The sequence below is a fragment of the Paraburkholderia sp. 40 genome (assembly GCF_050434105.1).
Lineage (GTDB): Bacteria > Pseudomonadota > Gammaproteobacteria > Burkholderiales > Burkholderiaceae > Paraburkholderia > Paraburkholderia tuberum.
In genome coordinates, this window is the sequence record NZ_JBNPVY010000004.1 from 1,332,723 (window position 1) to 1,352,860 (window position 20,138).

The window sequence follows — 20,138 nt, forward strand, 5'->3', positions numbered from 1 at the left end:
ATCAGTTTTCGCTGTTTGACGCATCCACCGATTCTCATATGAGCGATACGAACCCGGATCCCAAAACTTCGATCCAGGTGATCGAACGCATGATGCGCCTGCTCGACGCACTGGCGGCGCATAGCGACCCGGTCAGCCTGAAAGTACTGGCCATCCGCACCGAGCTGCATCCATCCACCGCGCACCGCATCCTGAACGATATGGTGATGTGCCGGCTGGTCGACCGTTCAGACCCGGGCACCTACCGTCTTGGCATGCGCCTGCTCGAACTGGGCAATCTCGTCAAGGCGCGCCTGTCGGTGCGCGACGCGGCGCTCACGCCGATGCGCGAGCTGCACCGCGAGACCGGGCAGACCGTGAACCTGTCGGTGCGTCAGGGCGACGAAATCGTCTATATCGAACGCGCGTATTCGGAGCGCTCGGGCATGCAGGTGGTACGGGCGATCGGCGGGCGCGCGCCGCTTCATCTGACCTCGGTCGGCAAGCTGTTCCTCGCGGCCGACGAAGCCACCCGCGTGCGTGCCTACGCAACACGCACCGGTCTGTCGGGCCACACGCAGAACAGCATCACCGATCTCGCGAAACTCGAGCGCGAGCTGTCGCATGTGCGCCAGCAGGCCTGCGCGCGCGACAACGAGGAACTGGAGTTGGGCGTGCGCTGCATCGCCGCCGGCATCTACGACGATACCGGCAAGCTGGTCGCGGGACTGTCGCTGTCGGCGCCGGCCGATCGTTTGCAGGATTCATGGCTCGGGCAGTTGAGCCAGACCGCGTTGATGATTTCGGAATCGCTCGGCTACCGGCCGCAGCCACAGCAGGACCATGCGCACGGCGGGCACGGCTCACATGGCTCGCACGGCCAGCATTAGTAAACGGTGCGGCCGCCCAACCGCCGTTGCACCCTTTGCCCTCCCGCCGGCGCCATGAAAAAGCCTCGCATCCGCGAGGCTTTTTCTTTGCACGTCAGCTGCAGCCGGACTGACTACCACCGGCTGAGCATGCGTTGCGGCTTCAGGTACCCGGACCGCCGGCATCGGCGCTCGTGATACGCGGCTGGTCGCCGCCGTTGTCGAGCCACGTACGCAGACGCGTCGCGTCCGCGAAACGCGAGTACTTGCCCGACGAATCGAGCAGCACCAGGATCATCGGCCGGCCATGGATGGTCGCCTGCATCACGAGACACTCGCCCGCTTCGTTGATGAAGCCGGTCTTCTGCAGACCGATGTCCCACGTCGGGTTGCGCACCAGCGCGTTCGTGCTGTTGTACGCGAGCGTGCGCTTGCCGGTGTACACCTCATAGCTGTGATCGGTCGAGAACTTGCGGATCAACGGGTACTGATACGCCGCGTTGACCATCTTCACGAGATCGCGCGCGCTCGACACGTTCATGCTCGTCAGACCGGTCGGGTTCTCGAAGTGCGTGTCGTTCATGCCGAGCTGCCTGGCCTTCGCGTTCATCGCCGCGAGGAACGCCGGACGGCCGCCCGGGTAGTAGCGCGACAGCGCCGCCGCCGCGCGATTTTCCGACGCCATCAGCGCGATGTGCAGCATGTCCTCGCGCGACAGCACCGAGCCCACCGACAGACGCGAACCGGTGTTCTTCTCGTAGTCGCGGTCTTCGTCGGTGACTTCGATCTGATCGGTCATCGGCTCTTTCGAATCGAGCACCACCATCGCCGTCATCAGCTTGCTGATCGATGCGATCGGTACCACCGCGCGCGAGTTCTTGTCGAACAGCGTCTCGCCGCTGTTCTGGTCGATCACATAGGCGACGCTCGAGCGCAGCATCAGCGCGTCCGGCGTCTCGTGCAGACCAAACGCCTGGCCGACGCTCGGCTGGCGCGGCTCGTACGCGACGCGTCGCATCACCGAACGGTGTCGGCCGTTCGCCGTGAACGTAACGCGCTTGCGTTTGACGCCGGCGTGCGGGGCATCTTCGTCCGCCGCAGCGGCTTTCACGGCGTCACCCTTGCCGGCTTTCGCAGCAGGGCTCGACACCTTTTCGGTGGCGGCCGCCTGCGCCGGCTTCCTGGCAGTTTTAGCGTGTTTGGAAGTTTTTGCGGATGCTGCAGACGTAGCTGCAAAAGTGCTGACAGGCGTAGCGAACGCCGCTGCGACGGCCAGCGAGACGGCCACCGACAGAGCGGTGCTGCGCGCCGCGCCGTGGAGCACTTTTAGCGACGAAAACATGTCGGTTTTCATGGGTGTTCGATAGGGAGCGGCGAGAGGTTTCCGCAAGTGTAGTAAAGCAACGAAAAATTAGCAATTTGAAGCACTTATGCGCGCTCCTTAAACCGGCTTGTCAGCTCCGATCGCGAAAACACAAATAAGTGCCGCGCCTCGATCGAAAAAAACGATCGTCGCCAGCAAGCCTCGCCATTGCCGCCGCCCGGCCCAATCGAGCAGATCCTTGCAGGATAACGGCAATTTTGAGACAACCTTGATCCGGGGAAATACTGTCAGCACAGGCGGAAACTACTGCGCCGCGCCATGAAGGCGTTGCGAGCGTGCGACGGACTTTTTTAAGTGTCTGACGAAAGTCGCTAACGCGCGTTCGACTGCCATCGTTCTTTAACGTTCCTTGTCATCTTGTGGTTTACATCGAATTGATGATGATCGGTTTTTAGGGGCGAATTGCTGCCACACGGAAAAAATAATCTCCCGACAGCCTGCTGAACGGCTGGTTTATGTCGCACCAGCATGGTGCAACGAGCAATCGTTCCGCGTCATATTAATGACATGCCTACTGTATAACCTATTGTTTTGTCGGCACTTTCTTAATATTGTGCGACGCACAAAAAACGCTTGACATTCCTCGTGGGCATCCTAAAATGGGAACCATTGCTGCGATGCACAATACATCGCGGTCCGGGGAGACGATGAATCTGCGTCTCGCCACCCACCCAATGCGGTCCGCACAGACCGGCCGCGATCCAGGAGCGTAAACCATGACTCTGCTGACCCCTGAGCAATTCGCCGCAGCCCAAAAAGCCAACTTCGAAACCCTGTTCGGCCTGACGACCAAAGCATTTGAAGGTGTCGAAAAGCTGGTCGAACTGAACCTGCAAGTTGTGAAGTCGACGCTCGCCGAAAGCCAGGAAAATGCCCAACGCGCGCTGTCCGTGAAGGACGCGCAGGAACTGCTGGCACTGCAAGCAAGCCTCGCACAGCCGGTGGCTGAAAAGGCGCTGTCGTATGGCCGCCATGTGTACGAAATCGTTTCGGCAACGCAGGGTGAATTCACCCGCGTCGCGGAAGCGCAATTCGAAGAGCAAAATCGCAAGGTTCAGGCGCTCGTCGAAAACGTCGCCAAGAACGCACCGGCCGGTTCGGAAACCGCTGTCGCCGTGATGAAGTCGGCTATCACCGCCGCCAACACCACGTACGAAACGGTCCACAAGGCAACCCGCCAGGCTGTCGAAATCGCCGAAAGCAACTTCAACGCAGCTGCAACGGCCGCTTCGAAGGCAGCTTCGCAAGCCGCTGCGCAAGCATCGCGCGCCGCCGCCAAGAAGGCCGTCTAAGCTTCACGCGTCAACACGCCAGGCTTTATGCCTCGCGTCGTCTTTCGCGCCGGCCCAGCCTATGCGCTGCGCCGGCGTTATCGCAAGCAACAGCGTCGTGCCGTTGCCGCTTATACGGTTTGATGAGCCGAACGCTCCGATACGTTGCAATGGCGTATCGTTTGCCCGGCCGCCAAGCCGGGATTTTTTTGCCCGCTACCGGCCGCCACGAAAACAGAAACGGCGCGCTCCGACATGGAGCGCGCCGTTTTTCTTTGCCGTACGGCTCGACCGGCTTTGCCGCGCCCGCATGTCGTCACGCAGGCGCGGCGCACCGCGTTACTTCTTCTTGACGGGCGGCAGATCGGTACAGACGCCTTCATACAACTCGGCCGCCATGCCGATCGATTCGCCGAGCGTCGGATGCGGATGGATCGTCTTGCCGATATCCGTTGCGTCCGCGCCCATCTCGATCGCGAGACAGACTTCGCTGATCAGGTCGCCCGCATTCAGACCGACGATACCGCCGCCGATCACGCGATGCGTTTCCTCATCGAACAGCAGCTTCGTGAAGCCCTCGTCGCGACCGTTGGCGATCGCGCGACCCGATGCGGCCCACGGGAACACCGCCTTGCCGAACTTGACGCCTTCGTCTTTCAGCTGGTCTTCCGTCTTGCCGGCCCATGCCACTTCCGGATCGGTGTAGGCCACCGACGGAATCTGCAGCGCGTCGAAGTACGCCTTCTCGCCATGCGCGGCTTCCGCCGCCACGTGGCCTTCATGCACAGCCTTGTGCGCGAGCATCGGCTGACCGACGATGTCGCCGATCGCGAAGATGTGCGGCACATTCGTGCGCTGTTGCTTGTCGACTTCGATGAAGCCGCGATCCGTCGCCGCGACGCCGGCCTTTTCCGCGCCGATCCGCCCGCCGTTCGGCGAGCGGCCGACGGCCACCAGCACGAGGTCGTAGCGTTGCGGCTCGACCGGCGCCTGCTCGCCCTCGAACGACACGTAGATACCGTCGTCCTTCGCTTCGGCGGCGATGGTCTTGGTCTTCAGCATCACGTTCGCGAAACGCTTGCTGTTGTACTTCTCCCAGACCTTGACCAGATCACGGTCCGCGCCGGTCATCAGGCCTTCGAGCATTTCGACGACGTCGATCTGCGCGCCGAGCGTCGAGTACACGGTCGCCATTTCTAGACCGATGATGCCGCCGCCGATCACGAGCATGCGCTGCGGAATCTGGCGCAGTTCGAGCGCGCCGGTCGAATCGACGACCCGCGGATCTTCCGGAATGAACGGCAGCTTCACCGCTTCCGAGCCCGCTGCGATGATCGCCTGCTTGAACCTGACGACCTTCTTGCCGCCCTCGGTCTGCACTTCCATGTGGTACGGATCGACGAACGCACCCGTACCGACCACCACTTCGACCTTGCGCGCCTTCGCCATGCCGGCGAGACCGCCGGTCAGCTTCTTGACCACGCCGGACTTGAAATCGCGCAGCTTGTCGAGATCGATCTGCGGCTTGCCGAACGTGATGCCGTGCGCGGCAAGATCAGCCGCTTCGTCGATGACGAGCGCGGTGTGCAGCAGTGCCTTCGACGGGATGCAGCCGACGTTCAGACACACGCCGCCGAGCGTCGGATAACGCTCGACTAGCACGGTCTTCATGCCGAGGTCGGCGGAGCGGAACGCGGCCGAATAACCGCCAGGGCCCGAACCGAGCACGAGCATGTCGCACTCGATGTCGGCGCTGCCCGAATAGCTGCCGGCTTGCGCAGCCGCTGCGGCGGCCTTCGGCGCCGCAGCGGCAGGCGCCGGCGCGGGAGCCGCCTTCTCGGGCGCTTTCGGCCCCGCAGCGGCCGCAGCCGCGCCGCCCGCCGTTGCCTCGACGAGCGCGATGACCGTGCCCTGCGAGACCTTGTCGCCCGGCTTGATACGCACTTCCTTGACGGTGCCGGCGGTATCGCTCGGCACTTCCATCGACGCCTTGTCGGATTCGAGCGTCAGCAGCGACTGCTCTTTTTCGATGGTGTCGCCCGGCTTGATGTTGACTTCGATGACGTCGACGTCCTTGAAGTCACCGATGTCCGGCACTTTTACTTCGACGAGACTCATGGTGTCCCCTTCTCTTATTGATCGATGATGAGCGGCGCCTTCGACGCGCACAGCACACGCGAGCGCGAACGCGCGGACGGCGCGACGCGGATCGGTCGAAACCATCCGCGCACGCGCCGGCGGACCTCACCAGCCGGTCAAAGAATCACACGCCGGAAATCGGCAAGAATCGAACCGAGGTATGCGTTGAAGCGCGCGGCTTCCGCTCCGTCGATCACGCGATGGTCGTACGACAGCGACAGCGGCATGGTCAGGCGCGGCTCGAACTGCTTGCCGTCCCACACCGGCTTCATCGCGCTGCGCGAAAGGCCGAGAATCGCGACTTCAGGCGCATTGATGATCGGCGTGAAGTGCGTGCCGCCGATACCGCCCAGCGACGAGATCGAGAAGCAGCCGCCCTGCATCTGGTCCGGCTTCAGCTTGCCCTCGCGCGCGGCCTTCGACAGGTCGGCCATTTCCTTCGCGATGTCGACGAGGCCCTTCTTGTCCGCGTCGCGAATCACCGGAACGACGAGGCCGTTTGGCGTGTCCGCGGCAAAACCGATGTGGTAGTACTGCTTGAACACCAGGTTGTCGCCATCGAGGCTCGCGTTGAAGGTCGGGAATTTCTTCAGGGCCGCCACGCAGGCCTTGATCACGAACGCGAGCATCGTGAACTTGACGCCCGCCTTCTCGTGTTCCTTGTTCAGCTTGACGCGCAGCGCTTCGAGCTCGGTGATGTCCGCTTCGTCGTTGTTCGTGACGTGCGGGATCATGACCCAGTTGCGATGCAGGTTCGCGCCCGAGATCTTCTTGATACGCGACAACGGCTTCGGATCGATCGGACCGAACTTCGTGAAGTCGACCTTCGGCCACGGCAGCAGATTCAGCTCGCCACCGCCGGCGGCCGGCGCCGCCGCACCAGCCGGCGCCGCGCGCTGGCCCGTCATCACGCCCTTCACGAACGCGGTCACGTCGGCCTGCGTAATGCGGCCCTTCGGACCCGTGCCCTTCACCTGGCCGACATCGACGCCGAGTTCGCGCGCGAACTTGCGCACCGACGGCGACGCATGGCTCGGATGACGCGAGCCGCCTTCTCCAGCCGGGATCAGCGGCGCCTGCGCGAGCGCGGACGGCGCGGCCGGTGCCGGGGTCGGCGTGGCCGGCGCGTCGAACGGCTTTTCAGTCGGCGCCTTCGCGGCCGGTGCCGGCGCGGGTGCCGGGGCAGCGCCGCCTTCCGCTTCGATCACGACGATGACCGAGCCTTCCGACACGGTATCGCCAACCTTGACCTTCACTTCCTTGACGACGCCGGCGGCCGAGCTGGGCACATCCATGGTCGCCTTGTCGGATTCGAGCGTGACGAGCGACTGTTCCTTCTCGACACGATCGCCGACCTTCACCGCGATCTCGATCACGGGAACGTCTTTGTAGTCGCCGATATCCGGCACCTTGATTTCCTGCACGCCACCGCCTGCTGCCGCGGGCGCGGGCGCCGCAGCGGGAGCTGCCGCCGGCGCAGGAGCAGGAGCAGGAGCAGGAGCAGGAGCAGGAGCCGGTGCGGCGGCCGCCGCCGGCGCGGGCGCCGCGGCAGCGGCGTTGGCGCCTTCCAGCACGATGATCAGCGTGCCTTCGGACACCGCATCGCCGACCTTGACCTTCACTTCCTTGACGACGCCGTCGGCCGAGCTCGGCACGTCCATCGTCGCCTTGTCGGATTCCAGCGTAACGAGCGATTGCTCTTTTTCGACGGTGTCACCCGCCTTCACCAGCACCTCGATCACAGGGACGTCCTTGTAATCGCCGATGTCCGGCACCTTGACTTCGATCGCTTGACTCATTGTTAGTGTCTCCTGGGCCGCGCACGCCGCCGGCCCCTCGCGATGAGGAGCAAGCGCGTGCATCGTGGCACACGGGTGATGCCTTAGACGGTCATCGGGTTGGGTTTGGCGGGATCAAGGTTGTACTTCTTGAGCGCCTCGGCGACCACCTTGCGTTCGATCGTGCCTTCGTCCGCCAGCGCGTTCAGCGCGCCGACCGTGACCCAGTAGCGATCGACTTCGAAGAAGTGACGCAGCTTCTCGCGCGTGTCCGAACGGCCATAGCCGTCGGTGCCCAGCACGACGAACTTCTGCGGCACGAACGCGCGGATCTGCTCGGTCAGCGCGCGCACGTAGTCGGTCGATGCGATGACCGGACCCGGCGCATCTTTCAACAGCTTCTCGACGTGCGACAGCTTCTTCTCTTCGGTCGGGTGCAACAGGTTCCAGCGCTGCACTTCGTGACCTTCGCGCGCGAGCTCGGTGAAGCTCGGGACGCTCCACAGGTCGGCGTTGACGCCCCAGTCGTTTTTCAGCAGGTCGGCCGCGGCGATCACTTCGTTGAAGATCGTGCCCGCGCCCATCAGCTGCACGTGCGGCGCCTTTTTATCGGCTGCGGTCTTGCTGAACGAGTACATGCCCTTGATGATGTCGGCCGCCACGGTCTCGCCCTGCGGGATCGCCGGGTGCTCGTAGTTCTCGTTCATCACGGTGACGTAGTAGTAGACGTCTTCCTGGTCGGCGACCATGCGGCGCAGACCGTCCTGCACGATGACCGCGAGTTCGTAGCCGAACGTCGGGTCGTAGCTGATGCAGTTCGGCACCGAAGCCGCCCACATCAGCGAGTGGCCGTCTTCGTGTTGCAGACCTTCGCCGTTCAGCGTCGTGCGGCCCGCCGTGCCGCCCAGCAGGAAGCCGCGCGAGCGCATGTCGCCAGCGGCCCATGCGAGGTCGCCGATGCGCTGGAAGCCGAACATCGAGTAGAAGATGTAGAACGGGATCATGATCTCGCCGTGCGTCGAGTACGACGTCGCGGCCGCGATCCAGTCGGCCATGCCGCCGGCTTCGTTGATGCCCTCCTGCAGGATCTGACCGGTCTCCGACTCACGGTAGAACATCAGCTGATCGGAATCTTCCGGCACGTACTTCTGGCCGTCCTGATTCCAGATACCGATCTGACGGAACAGACCTTCCATACCGAACGTACGCGATTCATCCGGCACGATCGGCACGACGCGCTTGCCGAGCGCCTTGTCCTTCAGCAGGATGTTCAGGATCCGCACGAACGCCATCGTCGTGGAGATCTCGCGGCCTTCGCCCGTGCCCTTGAGCAGCGGCTCGAATGCCGACAGTTCCGGCACCGGCAGCGACTCGGCCTTCTGACGACGCGCCGGCAGATAGCCACCCAGGTCCATGCGCTTCTGGCGCATGTATTCGAGTTCCTTCGAGCCTTCCTCGAACGTCAGGTACGGCACGTCGACGATCTGCTCGTCCGTGATCGGCAAACGGAACTGGTCGCGGAATTTCTTCAGCTGCTCCACCTGCATCTTCTTCTGCTGGTGGGTGATGTTCATCGCCTGGCCGGCTTCGCCCATGCCGTAGCCCTTGATCGTCTTGGCGAGGATGACGGTCGGCTGGCCCTTCGAATTCGACGCTTCCGTGAACGCCGCGTAGATCTTGTGCGGATCATGGCCGCCGCGGTTCAGATTCCAGATGTCGTCGTCGGACCAGTCGGCGACGAGCGCCTTCAGCTCCGGCGTGTTGAAGAAGTGCTCGCGCACGAACGCGCCCGACTCCGACTTGTACGTCTGGTACTCGCCGTCGACCACTTCCATCATGCGACGCATCAGCACGCCCGACTTGTCGCGCGCGAACAGCGCGTCCCAGCGGCTGCCCCAGATGACCTTGATGACGTTCCAGCCCGCGCCGCGGAATTCGCTTTCGAGTTCCTGGATGATCTTGCCGTTGCCGCGCACCGGACCGTCGAGACGCTGCAGGTTGCAGTTGATCACGAACACGAGGTTGTCCAGACGCTCGCGGCCGGCCATACCGATCGCGCCAAGCGATTCCGGCTCGTCCGTTTCGCCGTCGCCGAGGAAGGCCCAGACCTTGCGGCCGTCGGTCTTCGCGATGCCGCGCGCCTGCAGGTACTTCATGAAGCGCGCCTGGTAGATCGCCATGATCGGGCCCAGGCCCATCGACACGGTCGGGAATTGCCAGAAGTCCGGCATCAGCCACGGATGCGGATACGACGAGATGCCCTCGCCGCCGACTTCCTGGCGGAAGTTGTCGAGCTGCTTGTCGGTCAGGCGACCGAGCAGGAACGCGCGCGAGTAGACGCCCGGCGACGAGTGGCCCTGCACGAACACGAGGTCACCGCCATGCTCGGCCGACGGTGCGTGCCAGAAGTGGTTGTAGCCGACGTCGTACAGCGTGGCGGCCGACGCGAACGACGCGATGTGGCCACCGACGTTGGTTTCCTTGCCGGCGCGCAGCACCATCGCCATCGCGTTCCAGCGGGTGTATGAGCGGATACGGTGCTCGATGTCCTGGTCGCCGGGGTTCTTGGCCTGGCGCGCGACCGGAATCGTGTTGATGTAAGGAGTGTTAGCGGAGAACGGCAGATGTTCGCCGTGCACGCGTGCGAATTCGATCTGTTTTTCGATCAGGTAGTGGGCACGGTCAGGGCCAACAGCAGAAATCACGCCATCCAGCGCTTCCAGCCATTCGCCGGTTTCCTGGGGATCGTCGTCTTTATCGGCGGCGACATATTTCATGACTTCGTCGGGTACAGCGGACATGCTCGTCTCCTGGGTATGGGAACGCACTTTTGATCAGACGACGCGGACGCAGGAATGGCCGCGGCAGCTCCGGCCGATTGTAATGAGGGTCCAGACGTCAGCGCAACCAAATTTTCAAATTACGAGATCAATTCTCATAATGCGGCAAATTGCTGCAACGCAACCTGGTTTGACTGCCGATCGACTGATCCGTCGGCTAGTTTGCGCCGATCAACTGCACTTTCCGTGCTTTTTTGCGTCATTTGTCGGGGACGTGCTGAGCTACAATGCCACGCATGTTGACCGAACGGCTCTTCTCTCGCTCGGCGCGCACCGCGGGTTCGCCGGCGGATTCGTCGCCGTCCTCGCGCTGGCACCACGGACCCTGGTGGTCCAATTCCTATTTGCTGACGCCGCTCCTGTCGATCCTGGTGTTCCTGGTCGTCATGAGCCTGATTCTGTGGAGTCTGAACCGGCGCGAGCAGCAACAGCAGGAAGACACGCTGTACCGCAACGTCGCGTGGGCGCAGCAGCAGATCCGCCTGTCGATGACGGGCGCGCAAGAGCAGATCCAGGCACTCGCGCGCGACCTCGCCGCCGGCCATGCCGACGAGCATTCGTTCCAGGTGAGCACCACGGACATCATGCAGGGGCATCCTGAGATCCTCTACATGAACTGGTACACGGGCCAGCAGCAGCCGCGCTGGCCCAACGCCGCGCCGCCGGTGCTCGGCCAGCGGCTCGCGCGTCCGAACGACGCGCAGATGGACGAAGCTGTCAAGGCCGGCTTCGCCGAGGCGCGCAACACGCGCCGCCAGGTGTACTCGCCGCTCATCTACGACGACCTCGGCAACGGCTTCATCACGCTGCAAACGCCGATCTTTCGCGATCGCGATTTCCTCGGCACCATCGCCGCGGTCTTCTCGGTGGAAGGCATTCTGAAGCGCGACATCCCGCCCGAGCTGTCGGCCAAATACAAGATCTCGATCATCGACGTGAACAACCGCGAGTTGACCACCACGTCGACCCGCCCGCGCCTGCCGCGCGACATGTTCTACGACCTGCCGCTCGACCCGCCCGGGCCAGGGCATCTCGGTGCGCGTGTACGCGTTCCCGCAGATCACCAACTTCACGAACAACACGCTGGTGTGGCTGGTGGCCGGCCTCTCCTGCTTCGTACTGTGGAGCCTGTGGAGTCTGTGGAAGCACACGCGCCAGCGCTTCGAGGCGCAGCAGGCGCTCTACGCGGAAGCGTTTTTCCGCCGCGCGATGGAAAACTCGGTGCTGATCGGCATGCGCGTGCTCGACATGCACGGCCGCATCACGCACGTGAACCCGGCGTTCTGCCGCATGACCGGCTGGGACGAAAGCGACCTCGTCGGCAAGAGCGCGCCGTTCGCCTACTGGCCGCGCGACGCGTACCCCGAGATGCAGCGTCAGCTCGACATGACGCTGCGCGGCAAGGCGCCCTCGTCCGGCTTCGAGCTGCGCGTGCGGCGCAAGGACAGCTCGACGTTCCACGCGCGGCTCTACGTGTCGCCGCTGATCGACAGCTCGGGCCGCCAGACCGGCTGGATGTCGTCGATGACCGACATCACCGAGCCGAAGCGCGCGCGCGAAGAGCTCGCCGCCGCCCACGAACGCTTCACGACCGTGCTCGAAAGCCTCGATGCGGCGGTGTCCGTGCTCGCCGCCGACGAAGCCGAGCTGCTGTTCGCGAACCGCTATTACCGGCATCTGTTCGGCATCCGCCCGGACGGCCACCTCGAACTCGCGGGCGGCGGCTTCGACGCCTCGCAGGCGTCGTCCGATTCGATCGACATGGTCGACACCTTCGTCGGCCTGCCCGCCGCCGCGCTGACCGACAGCGCCGCCGACGCGCAGGAAATTTACATCGCGGGCATCCAGAAGTGGTTCGAGGTGCGGCGCCAGTACATCCAGTGGGTCGACGGCCATCTCGCGCAGATGCAGATCGCGACCGACATCACGACCCGCAAGCGCGCGCAGGAACTCGCGCGCCAGCAGGACGAGAAGCTGCAGTTCACGAGCCGCCTGATGACGATGGGTGAAATGGCCTCGTCGCTCGCGCACGAACTGAACCAGCCGCTCGCCGCCATCAATAACTATTGCTCCGGAACCGTCGCACTGGTTAAATCCGGTCGAACGACGCCCGACAATCTGCTGCCGGTGCTCGAAAAGACCGCGCAGCAGGCGGTGCGCGCCGGCATGATCATCAAGCGTATCCGCGAGTTCGTGAAGCGCAGCGAGCCGAAGCGGCAGGCCACGCGGGTCGCGGATATCGTCGCGGACGCGGTGGGTCTCGCCGAAATCGAGGCAAGGAAGCGGCGCATTCGCATCGTTACCGATCTGCGCTCGCGGCTGCCGGTGATCTACGTCGATCCGGTGCTGATCGAGCAGGTGCTCGTGAACCTGCTGAAGAACGGCGTCGAAGCGATGGCCGAAGCGCGCCCGAACGCGGTCGACCCAGTCATCCGCGTGGTCGTGCGACTGGAGAGCGGCTTCGTCTGCATCAGCGTCGTCGACCAGGGGCCCGGCGTCGACGAAGCGACCGCCGAGCGTCTGTTCGAACCGTTTTACAGCACCAAGTCCGATGGCATGGGCATGGGGCTGAACATTTGCCGTTCGATTATCGAATCGCACCGCGGCCGTCTGTGGGTGGTCAACAACGTCGAATCCGACGGCCACATCACGGGCGCCACGTTCCATTGCAGTCTGCCCATTGGGGAGCCTGACGGCCCGAGCAACGGCGGGTCCGAGGCGCCGATACCACAAACCGTTACGGGAGAGCTATGAACAGCCCAGTCACCACACAGGAAACCGTCTTTGTCGTCGACGACGACGAGGCCGTGCGAGATTCGCTGCGCTGGCTGCTGGAGGCGAACGGCTACCGCGTTCAGTGCTTCTCGAGCGCCGAGCAGTTCATCGACGCATGGCAGCCGCATCAGCATCCGGGCCAGATCGCGTGTCTGATCCTCGACGTGCGGATGTCCGGCATGAGCGGGCTAGAGTTGCAGGAACGCCTGATCGCCGACAACGCGTCGTTGCCGATCATCTTCGTGACGGGCCACGGCGACGTGCCGATGGCGGTGTCGACGATGAAAAAAGGCGCGATGGACTTCATCGAAAAGCCGTTCGACGAAGCCGAACTGCGCAAGCTTGTCGAGCGCATGCTCGACAAGGCACGCAGCGAAAGCACCAGCGTCCAGCAGCAGCGCGCCGCGGCCGAGCGCCTCGGCAAGTTGACCGCGCGCGAGCATCAGGTGCTCGAGCGGATCATCGCGGGCCGCCTGAACAAGCAGATCGCCGACGACCTCGGCATCAGCATCAAGACGGTCGAAGCGCATCGCGCGAACATCATGGAAAAGCTGAACGTCAACACGGTCGCCGATCTGCTGCGACTCGCGCTGTCGAACAAGCCGCAAACGGCGCAGTAACAGAGGCACGGGCGGCCTTTCGTTCGGAGGGGTTGGTACGTGGCCGCCATCCGTGGCGGTTGCGTCGCCGATTCGCGACGGCCTGACCGACGCCGAGTCCGGCGTGCGCGTGGCGTGCGAGCGGCCTGCCCCGCCGCTCGCAGTGCGCTTCCTGGCCGCCACAGGACCGCCGCCTCACATCCCGGACGCTCCCACGCGCGCCGCGCGCCCCGAATCCACTGCGAAAGCGCGCCCCCGCGCCGGTATAATGTCGGACTTCGCAGCGGCACCTTGCCCGAACCGGCAGCGCGCCTGTCGCAGGGCGACGGGGCTCCGTCAGCCAGCCGAAGCACGCCGTCGCGCGCCCCTCCGCGCGAGCGCTTCGCCCCGCCTGCCAAACCGTCTGTCCCGACCTGATTCCCGATCCCAATCTCGACCCAACGTTCGACCGACCATGACTGCCAAACTGATCGACGGCCTCGCCCTCTCCAAGACCCTGCGCGCCGACGTCGCGGCGCGCGCCGCCGCCCTGACCGCCCGCGGCCATCAGCCGGGCCTCGCCGTGATTCTGGTCGGCGACAATCCGGCCAGCGAAGTGTATGTGCGCAACAAGGTGAAGGCCTGCCACGACAACGGCCTCGGCTCGTCGTTTGACCGCTATCCGGCCGATCTGCCCGAAGCCGACCTGCTCGCGCGCATCGACGAGCTGAATCGCGATCCGGCCATCCACGGCATTCTCGTGCAGCTGCCGCTGCCGAAGCACATCGACAGCCACAAGGTGATCGAGGCGATCGCGCCCGAGAAGGACGTCGACGGTTTCCACGTCGCCAATGCGGGCGCGCTGATGACGGGTCAGCCGCTGTTCCGTCCGTGCACGCCGTACGGCGTGATGAAGATGTTCGCGGCCTACGGCATCGATCTGAAGGGCGCGAACGCGGTCGTGATCGGCCGCTCGAACATCGTCGGCAAGCCGATGGCGCTGCTGCTGCTCGAAGCGGGCGCGACCGTCACGATCTGCCACAGCAAGACGCGCGATCTGGCTGCGCACACGCGCAACGCCGACGTCGTGGTCGCCGCGACCGGTCTGCGCAACATCCTGACCGCGGACATGGTGAAGCCGGGCGCGACCGTGATCGACGTCGGCATGAATCGCGACGACGCCGGCAAGCTGTGCGGCGACGTCGACTTCGCGGGTGTCAAGGAAGTGGCCGGCCATATCACGCCGGTGCCGGGCGGCGTCGGCCCGATGACGATCACGATGCTGCTCGTCAACACGATCGAAGCGGCCGAGCGCGAGGCGGGCGCGGCCAAGGCATAACCGCCGGGCGGTGAGCGCGAGGCGGAGTGAGGCGAGTCATCCGTCTCGTCCACCGGGTCATCACCCGCCCTTCTCTCTCGCAGAACCACCACCTCCTTACCGCGTCGCCGGATCCCACGGCCCACGCCCTGCCCCAACGCGCGCCCAACGCGCCGCAACATCTGTTAATTTGTCAGCCGATGGATTGGAATCGGCGCCCCCGCCCCAATAATGTCCGTAGCCGGTGCCGCCATGCGCCATGCGCCGGGCGCCGGGCGTCGAGCGACCCAGCACGAGACGGCACGCGCGAGCGCCGCACCGCCCCCTTCACCCGCGTCAGACAGGAAGCCTTATGTCCACTACCGCCACGCATCAAGACAACCCGCTCCTCGATTTTTCCGATCTGCCGCGCTTTGGCTCCATCCGACCCGAACACGTGACGCCCGCCCTCGACGTGCTGCTCGCAGACGCGGCGGCCGCCGTCGAGCGTGCCGCGCTGCCGGCCACGCCCGCGTCGTGGGCCGACGTCGTCGAACCGGTCGAGCGCGCCACCGAGCCGCTGTCGCGCGCGTGGAGCGTGATCGGTCATCTCAATGCCGTCGCCGATACGCCCGAGCTACGCGCCGTGTACGGCGAAAACCTGCCGCGCGTGACCGAGTTCTGGTCGAGCGTCGGCCAGAATCTCGCGCTTTACGAGAAGTACAAGGCACTGAACGCCAGCGACGAATTCGCATCGCTGAACGGCGAACGCAAGAAGATCCTCAGCAACGCGCTGCGTGATTTCCGTCTGTCGGGCGCCGAGTTGCCGGAAGACCAGAAGCCGCGTTTCGCCGAATTGCAGGAGCGCCAGGCGGCGCTGTCGAAGGCGTTTTCGGATCACGTGCTCGATGCGACCAACGCGTATGCGTACATCGTCGATGCGGGCAACGAAACGCAACTGGCGGGACTGCCCGAAGACGTGATCGAAACCGCGAAGGAAGCCGGCGAGCGAGACGGCAAGACTGGCTACAAGTTCACGCTGCACTTCCCGTCTTATTTCCCGGTCATGCAGTACTCGGAAAACCGTCCGATGCGCGAAGCGATGTATCGCGCCTATGTGACGCGCGCGTCCGAGCTCGGCGCGCAATACGGCAACGGCAAGACCGAGTGGGACAACACCCTGGTGCTCGCCGACGAACTGAAGCTGCGCGCTGAAGAAGCGCAGATGCTCGGCTACGGCAATTTCGCCGAAGTCTCGCTCGCGCCGAAGATGGCCGAATCGCCGGCGCAGGTAATGGCCTTCCTCGAAGACCTCGCGACGCGCGCGCGTCCGCATGCCGAGCGGGACTGGAAAGAGCTGCGCGAATTTGCCGCGAGCGAACTCGGCATGACCGATCTGCAGCCGTGGGACATGACGTTCGCCGCCGAGCGCCTGCGCCAGAAGCGCTATTCGTTCTCGGAAAACGAAGTGAAGCAGTACTTCCCGGAAGACGCGGTGTTCAAGGGCCTGTTCAAGGTCACCGAGACGCTGTTTGGCGTGCGCATCCGCCGCGACGAAGCGGCCGTCTGGCATCCGGACGTGCGCTTCTTCCGCGTCGAGAATCAGGACGGCGGCCTCGTCGCGCAGTTCTATCTCGACCTGTATGCACGCGAAGGCAAGCGCGGCGGCGCCTGGATGGATGATGCGCGCGGTCGTCACAAGCTCGCGCATGGCGCGGTGCAAACGCCGGTCGCGTATCTGACCTGTAATTTCTCGGCGCCGGTCGGCGGCAAGCCCGCCTGCTTCACGCACGACGAAGTGATCACGCTGTTCCATGAGTTCGGCCACGGCTTGCATCACATGCTCACACGCGTCGATGAGCTCGGCGTGTCGGGCATCAACGGCGTCGAATGGGATGCGGTCGAGCTGCCTTCGCAGTTCATGGAGAACTTCTGCTGGGAGTGGGACGTGCTGTCCGACATGACCTCGCACGTCGATACCGCGAAGCCGCTGCCGCGCGAGCTGTTCGACAAGATGCTCGCCGCGAAGAACTTCCAGAGCGGCCTCGGCACGCTGCGGCAGATCGTGTTCTCGATGTTCGACATGCAACTGCATACCGGCTTCGACTCGAACGGCGCGAAGAGCGCCAACGAACTCGCGCGCGAAATCAACGAACGCTTCCACGTCGTGCCGCAAGCGCCGTTCTCGCGCTGGCCGAATACGTTCAGCCATATTTTCGCGGGCGGTTACGCGGCCGGCTACTACAGCTACAAGTGGGCCGAAGTGCTGTCGGCCGACGCGTATGCTGCGTTCGAGGAAGCCGCGCAAGCGGCGGGCAGCGTGCTCGATCAGACGACCGGCATGCGCTATCGTCGCGAGATTCTCGAAGTGGGCGGCAGCCGTCCGGCGATGGAATCGTTCAAGGCGTTCCGTGGCCGCGAGCCGAATATCGATGCGCTGCTGCGGCATAACGGCATGGCGCCGGGTGCCGCGCGCTGAGCGATTGAAACGTCGCGATGATCGTTCGTTCGGCCTGGATGCGATGGCGCTGAATGAACGATGCCGGTAGAAAAACCGGCGGTCTGCTCGCGCAGGCCGCCGGTTTGTCATTGATGCGCGAGATACGTCGCTACGCGCGATGGAGCTTGAAATCGACCTGCTCAGGCCGCCCTTCGAGCGATAACGACACGCTCGCGGCCGGCGCGCGGCCGACCACCCTGCCCCGGCTCACCACCACGAGCCGCGCGGCGCGCAGACGGATCGCCTCGAGCTCGTCGCGCGCATCGAGCACGACGAGATTGGCCGCGCATCCGGGCGCGATGCCATAGTCTTCCAGACCGAGAATGCGCGCCGCGTTCACGGTCACCGCGTCGAAACAGGCGTGCATGCCGTCGACGCTGGTCATCTGCGCAACATGCAGGCCCATCTGCGCGACTTCGAGCATGTCGGCCGAACCGAGGCTGTACCACGGGTCCATCACGCAGTCGTGGCCGAACGCGACCGTGATGCCCGCGGCCAGCATCTCCGGCACCCGCGTCATGCCGCGCCGTTTCGGGTACGTGTCGCTGCGGCCTTGCAGCGTGATGTTGATCAGCGGATTCGCGATCGCCGCGACGCCCGACTCGCGAATCAACGGCAACAGCTTGCTCACGTAGTAGTTGTCCATCGAATGCATCGACGTCAGGTGCGAACCGGCGACACGTCCGTGCAGGCCGAGCCGGTGCGTTTCGGCCGCGAGCGTTTCGATGTGGCGCGATAGCGGATCGTCCGATTCGTCGCAATGCATGTCGACGCGCAGGCCCTTTTCGGCCGCGTACTCGCACAGCATGCGCACCGACTGCGCGCCGTCGGCCATCGTCCGCTCGAAATGCGGAATGCCGCCGACCACGTCGACGCCCATGTCGATCGCGCGCTTCAGATTATCGAACGCACCGGCGCTGCGCAGCAGACCGTCTTGCGGGAAGGCAACCAATTGCAGATCGAGATACGGCGCGACGCGGCGCTTCACTTCGAGCAATGCCTCGACCGCGAGCAGACGCGGATCGCACACGTCGACGTGGCTGCGGATCGCGAGCAGGCCGCGCGCGACCGCCCAATCGCAATACTGCATCGCGCGTTCGATCAACGCTTGCTGCGTGAGCTCGGGCTTCAGCTCGCCCCATAGCGCGATGCCTTCGAGCAGCGTGCCCGACGCGTTCACGCGCGGCAAACCGTACGACAGCGTCGCGTCCATATGGAAATGCGGGTCGACGAACGGCGGCGTGACGAGCGAACCGGCCGCGTCGATTTCGTCGCGCGCGCTCGCGGCCAGGTTCGGCTCGATGGCGACGATACGGCCCGCGTCGATGCCGATGTCGACTGGGGACTGGTGATGCGGGGACAGCTGGGCGGCACTGCGCGGCAGCGTCGCGTGGCGGATGATCAGATCCATGTTCGCTCCGGTTGATCGCATTCGGACTCGCTACGATTCTATCGGCGCCAGAATAATGCGGGCACCGATGCGTACCGGCGCGCAGGCCGAAATCCGTACCGGCTGCGCGCGATGCGACGCGCCTATACTCGCCGTTTCGGCCATGCACTGACGGAGCGTACAGATGAAAACGATCGGCGTGATCGGCGGAATGAGCTGGGAGTCGTCCACCGAGTATTACCGGCTGCTGAACCGACACGCGAAGGCGCGGCTCGGCGGCCATCACAACGCGCGCAGTCTTCTGCTGACCGTCGATTTCGCGTCGATCGAGGCGAACCAGCGCGCCGGCGACTGGCACGCGCTCGGCGAACAGATGGCCGACGCCGCGCGCCAGCTCGAACGCGGCGGCGCCGATCTCGTGATTCTTGCGACGAACACGATGCATCGCGTGTGCGAATCGATCGAGCAGGCAATCACGGTGCCGTTCCTGCACATCGCCGATCCGACGGGCGCGGCGCTGCGCGCGGCGGGCGTCGAGCGGGTGGGCCTGCTCGGCACGCGCTACACGATGGAGCAGACGTTCTATATGGGCCGGCTGCGCGAGCGCTATGGACTCGACACGCTCGTGCCTGATGAGGACGAACGCGCGGACGTGCACCGCATCATTTACGACGAGCTATGCCACGGTAACGTGGCCGACGCGTCGCGCAAGGTTTATCAACGCGTGATCGAGCATCTGGCCGCGCGTGGCGCGCAGGCGGTGATACTCGGCTGCACCGAGATCACGCTGCTGATCAAGCCGGAAGATTCGGTGCTGCCGGTGTTCGATACCACTGCGTTGCATGCGCAGGCGGCGGTGGAGTGGGCGATCGGGGCGGAGTGAAAATGGGCGCGGGGCTCTGCTTTTGCGCCGGAAGGAAAACAGATTCGCCTCCCTTTGTCGGTGAGAGAAGGCGCGAGTCGAAAGCGATAGATCGACACTGAGAACGTCCCGTGCATAGACGTCGGACCGCACGGGACTGTCCGCAACTGGCAAAAAGCCGATCATTCGCTCAGAACGCGCTGGATCTCGTCGAGAAAAGAGGCGGTTGTGTAGCCCCAGCCTTCGGGACGAAACCCCCTCCTGAACACCTGTTTGAAAGTGGCGTCCAGGTCACTCGGATGTTCGCTCCTGAACGAGTCAATTTCGCGAATCAAATTTTCATAATCGTAAGGGCTGTCTTTCTTGTAACACGCGATAATTTCTTGCACGTTCTCCCCGAACAGGTCGAAGTCCTGGCCGAAATACACATTAAAAATATGCTCCATTGCTGGATAGCGCTCGGAGTAACTCATTGA

At 64.1% G+C, this 20,138-nt stretch carries 12 protein-coding genes and 1 pseudogene; 7 read left to right on the plus strand and 6 right to left on the minus strand.

All coding sequences use genetic code 11. From position 1 onward, the window contains the following. The first annotated feature begins 38 nt into the window (after positions 1-38). A complete protein-coding gene (locus OKW28_RS27745) occupies positions 39-869 on the plus strand; it encodes an IclR family transcriptional regulator (protein ID WP_429450422.1) in 831 nt (276 codons plus the stop codon). Between the two features lie 142 nt (positions 870-1,011). Here the strand turns inward: OKW28_RS27745 and pbpG are convergent, their stop codons facing one another. Continuing rightward, entirely contained in the window at positions 1,012-2,202 is a 1,191-nt protein-coding gene (pbpG, locus tag OKW28_RS27750) for a D-alanyl-D-alanine endopeptidase (RefSeq protein WP_429450424.1), read from the minus strand. Between the two features lie 746 nt (positions 2,203-2,948). On the opposite strand from pbpG, the gene OKW28_RS27755 reads away from it, so the two are divergent. Then, complete coding sequence (locus OKW28_RS27755; protein ID WP_013089827.1) at positions 2,949-3,524, plus strand: phasin family protein; 576 nt, start codon at positions 2,949-2,951, stop codon at positions 3,522-3,524. Between the two features lie 318 nt (positions 3,525-3,842). On the opposite strand, the gene lpdA is transcribed toward OKW28_RS27755, so the two are convergent. From lpdA to aceE, 3 genes are all read right to left on the minus strand, one after another. Then, the gene (gene lpdA / locus OKW28_RS27760) at positions 3,843-5,621 is read right to left on the minus strand and encodes a dihydrolipoyl dehydrogenase (protein ID WP_429450426.1); all 1,779 of its coding nucleotides are present in this window, start codon (positions 5,619-5,621) and stop codon (positions 3,843-3,845) included. A gap of 137 nt (positions 5,622-5,758) precedes the next feature. Continuing rightward, on the minus strand, positions 5,759-7,441 hold the full coding sequence (aceF, locus tag OKW28_RS27765; protein WP_429450427.1) for a dihydrolipoyllysine-residue acetyltransferase: 1,683 nt from the start codon (positions 7,439-7,441) through the stop codon (positions 5,759-5,761). A gap of 83 nt (positions 7,442-7,524) precedes the next feature. Further along, positions 7,525-10,221 (minus strand): pyruvate dehydrogenase (acetyl-transferring), homodimeric type, encoded by a 2,697-nt coding sequence (gene aceE, locus OKW28_RS27770; RefSeq protein ID WP_429450429.1) that lies wholly within the window; start codon positions 10,219-10,221, stop codon positions 7,525-7,527. 275 nt (positions 10,222-10,496) lie between these two features. Between aceE and fixL the strand changes: the two are divergent. The 4 genes and pseudogenes from fixL (at position 10,497) to OKW28_RS27790 (ending at position 17,389) form a co-directional block, all read left to right on the plus strand. Next, positions 10,497-13,014 (plus strand): annotated as a pseudogene (gene fixL / locus OKW28_RS27775) (oxygen sensor histidine kinase FixL). Continuing rightward, entirely contained in the window at positions 13,011-13,655 is a 645-nt protein-coding gene (gene fixJ, locus OKW28_RS27780) for an oxygen response regulator transcription factor FixJ (RefSeq protein ID WP_062129599.1), read from the plus strand. The pseudogene fixL and the gene fixJ overlap by 4 nt, the downstream one beginning before the upstream one ends. 433 nt (positions 13,656-14,088) lie before the next feature. Continuing rightward, a complete protein-coding gene (folD, locus tag OKW28_RS27785) occupies positions 14,089-14,952 on the plus strand; it encodes a bifunctional methylenetetrahydrofolate dehydrogenase/methenyltetrahydrofolate cyclohydrolase FolD (protein ID WP_429450431.1) in 864 nt (287 codons plus the stop codon). Positions 14,953-15,283: 331 nt separating this feature from the next. Next, positions 15,284-17,389 carry a M3 family metallopeptidase gene (locus tag OKW28_RS27790; protein WP_429450432.1) on the plus strand — a complete coding sequence of 702 codons (2,106 nt, stop codon included), beginning with the start codon at positions 15,284-15,286 and terminating at the stop codon, positions 17,387-17,389. Between the two features lie 130 nt (positions 17,390-17,519). Here the strand turns inward: OKW28_RS27790 and OKW28_RS27795 are convergent, their stop codons facing one another. Further along, positions 17,520-18,821, minus strand: coding sequence for an amidohydrolase family protein (locus OKW28_RS27795; RefSeq protein ID WP_184057358.1), 1,302 nt, complete (start codon positions 18,819-18,821; stop codon positions 17,520-17,522). 163 nt (positions 18,822-18,984) lie between these two features. Here OKW28_RS27795 and OKW28_RS27800 point away from each other — a divergent pair, with 163 nt between their 5' ends. Next, complete coding sequence (locus OKW28_RS27800; protein ID WP_184057359.1) at positions 18,985-19,683, plus strand: aspartate/glutamate racemase family protein; 699 nt, start codon at positions 18,985-18,987, stop codon at positions 19,681-19,683. A gap of 161 nt (positions 19,684-19,844) precedes the next feature. On the opposite strand, the gene OKW28_RS27805 is transcribed toward OKW28_RS27800, so the two are convergent. After that, on the minus strand, positions 19,845-20,135 hold the full coding sequence (locus OKW28_RS27805; RefSeq protein ID WP_429450434.1) for a contact-dependent growth inhibition system immunity protein: 291 nt from the start codon (positions 20,133-20,135) through the stop codon (positions 19,845-19,847). Positions 20,136-20,138: the final 3 nt, after the last annotated feature.

Coding starts and splice junctions, on each gene's coding strand:
- OKW28_RS27745 (WP_429450422.1), top strand. CDS start 39: ATGAGCGATACGAACCCGGATCCCAAAACTTCGATCCAGGTGATCGAA.
- pbpG (WP_429450424.1), bottom strand. CDS start 2,202: ATGAAAACCGACATGTTTTCGTCGCTAAAAGTGCTCCACGGCGCGGCG.
- OKW28_RS27755 (WP_013089827.1), top strand. CDS start 2,949: ATGACTCTGCTGACCCCTGAGCAATTCGCCGCAGCCCAAAAAGCCAAC.
- lpdA (WP_429450426.1), bottom strand. CDS start 5,621: ATGAGTCTCGTCGAAGTAAAAGTGCCGGACATCGGTGACTTCAAGGAC.
- aceF (WP_429450427.1), bottom strand. CDS start 7,441: ATGAGTCAAGCGATCGAAGTCAAGGTGCCGGACATCGGCGATTACAAG.
- aceE (WP_429450429.1), bottom strand. CDS start 10,221: ATGTCCGCTGTACCCGACGAAGTCATGAAATATGTCGCCGCCGATAAA.
- fixJ (WP_062129599.1), top strand. CDS start 13,011: ATGAACAGCCCAGTCACCACACAGGAAACCGTCTTTGTCGTCGACGAC.
- folD (WP_429450431.1), top strand. CDS start 14,089: ATGACTGCCAAACTGATCGACGGCCTCGCCCTCTCCAAGACCCTGCGC.
- OKW28_RS27790 (WP_429450432.1), top strand. CDS start 15,284: ATGTCCACTACCGCCACGCATCAAGACAACCCGCTCCTCGATTTTTCC.
- OKW28_RS27795 (WP_184057358.1), bottom strand. CDS start 18,821: ATGGATCTGATCATCCGCCACGCGACGCTGCCGCGCAGTGCCGCCCAG.
- OKW28_RS27800 (WP_184057359.1), top strand. CDS start 18,985: ATGAAAACGATCGGCGTGATCGGCGGAATGAGCTGGGAGTCGTCCACC.
- OKW28_RS27805 (WP_429450434.1), bottom strand. CDS start 20,135: ATGAGTTACTCCGAGCGCTATCCAGCAATGGAGCATATTTTTAATGTG.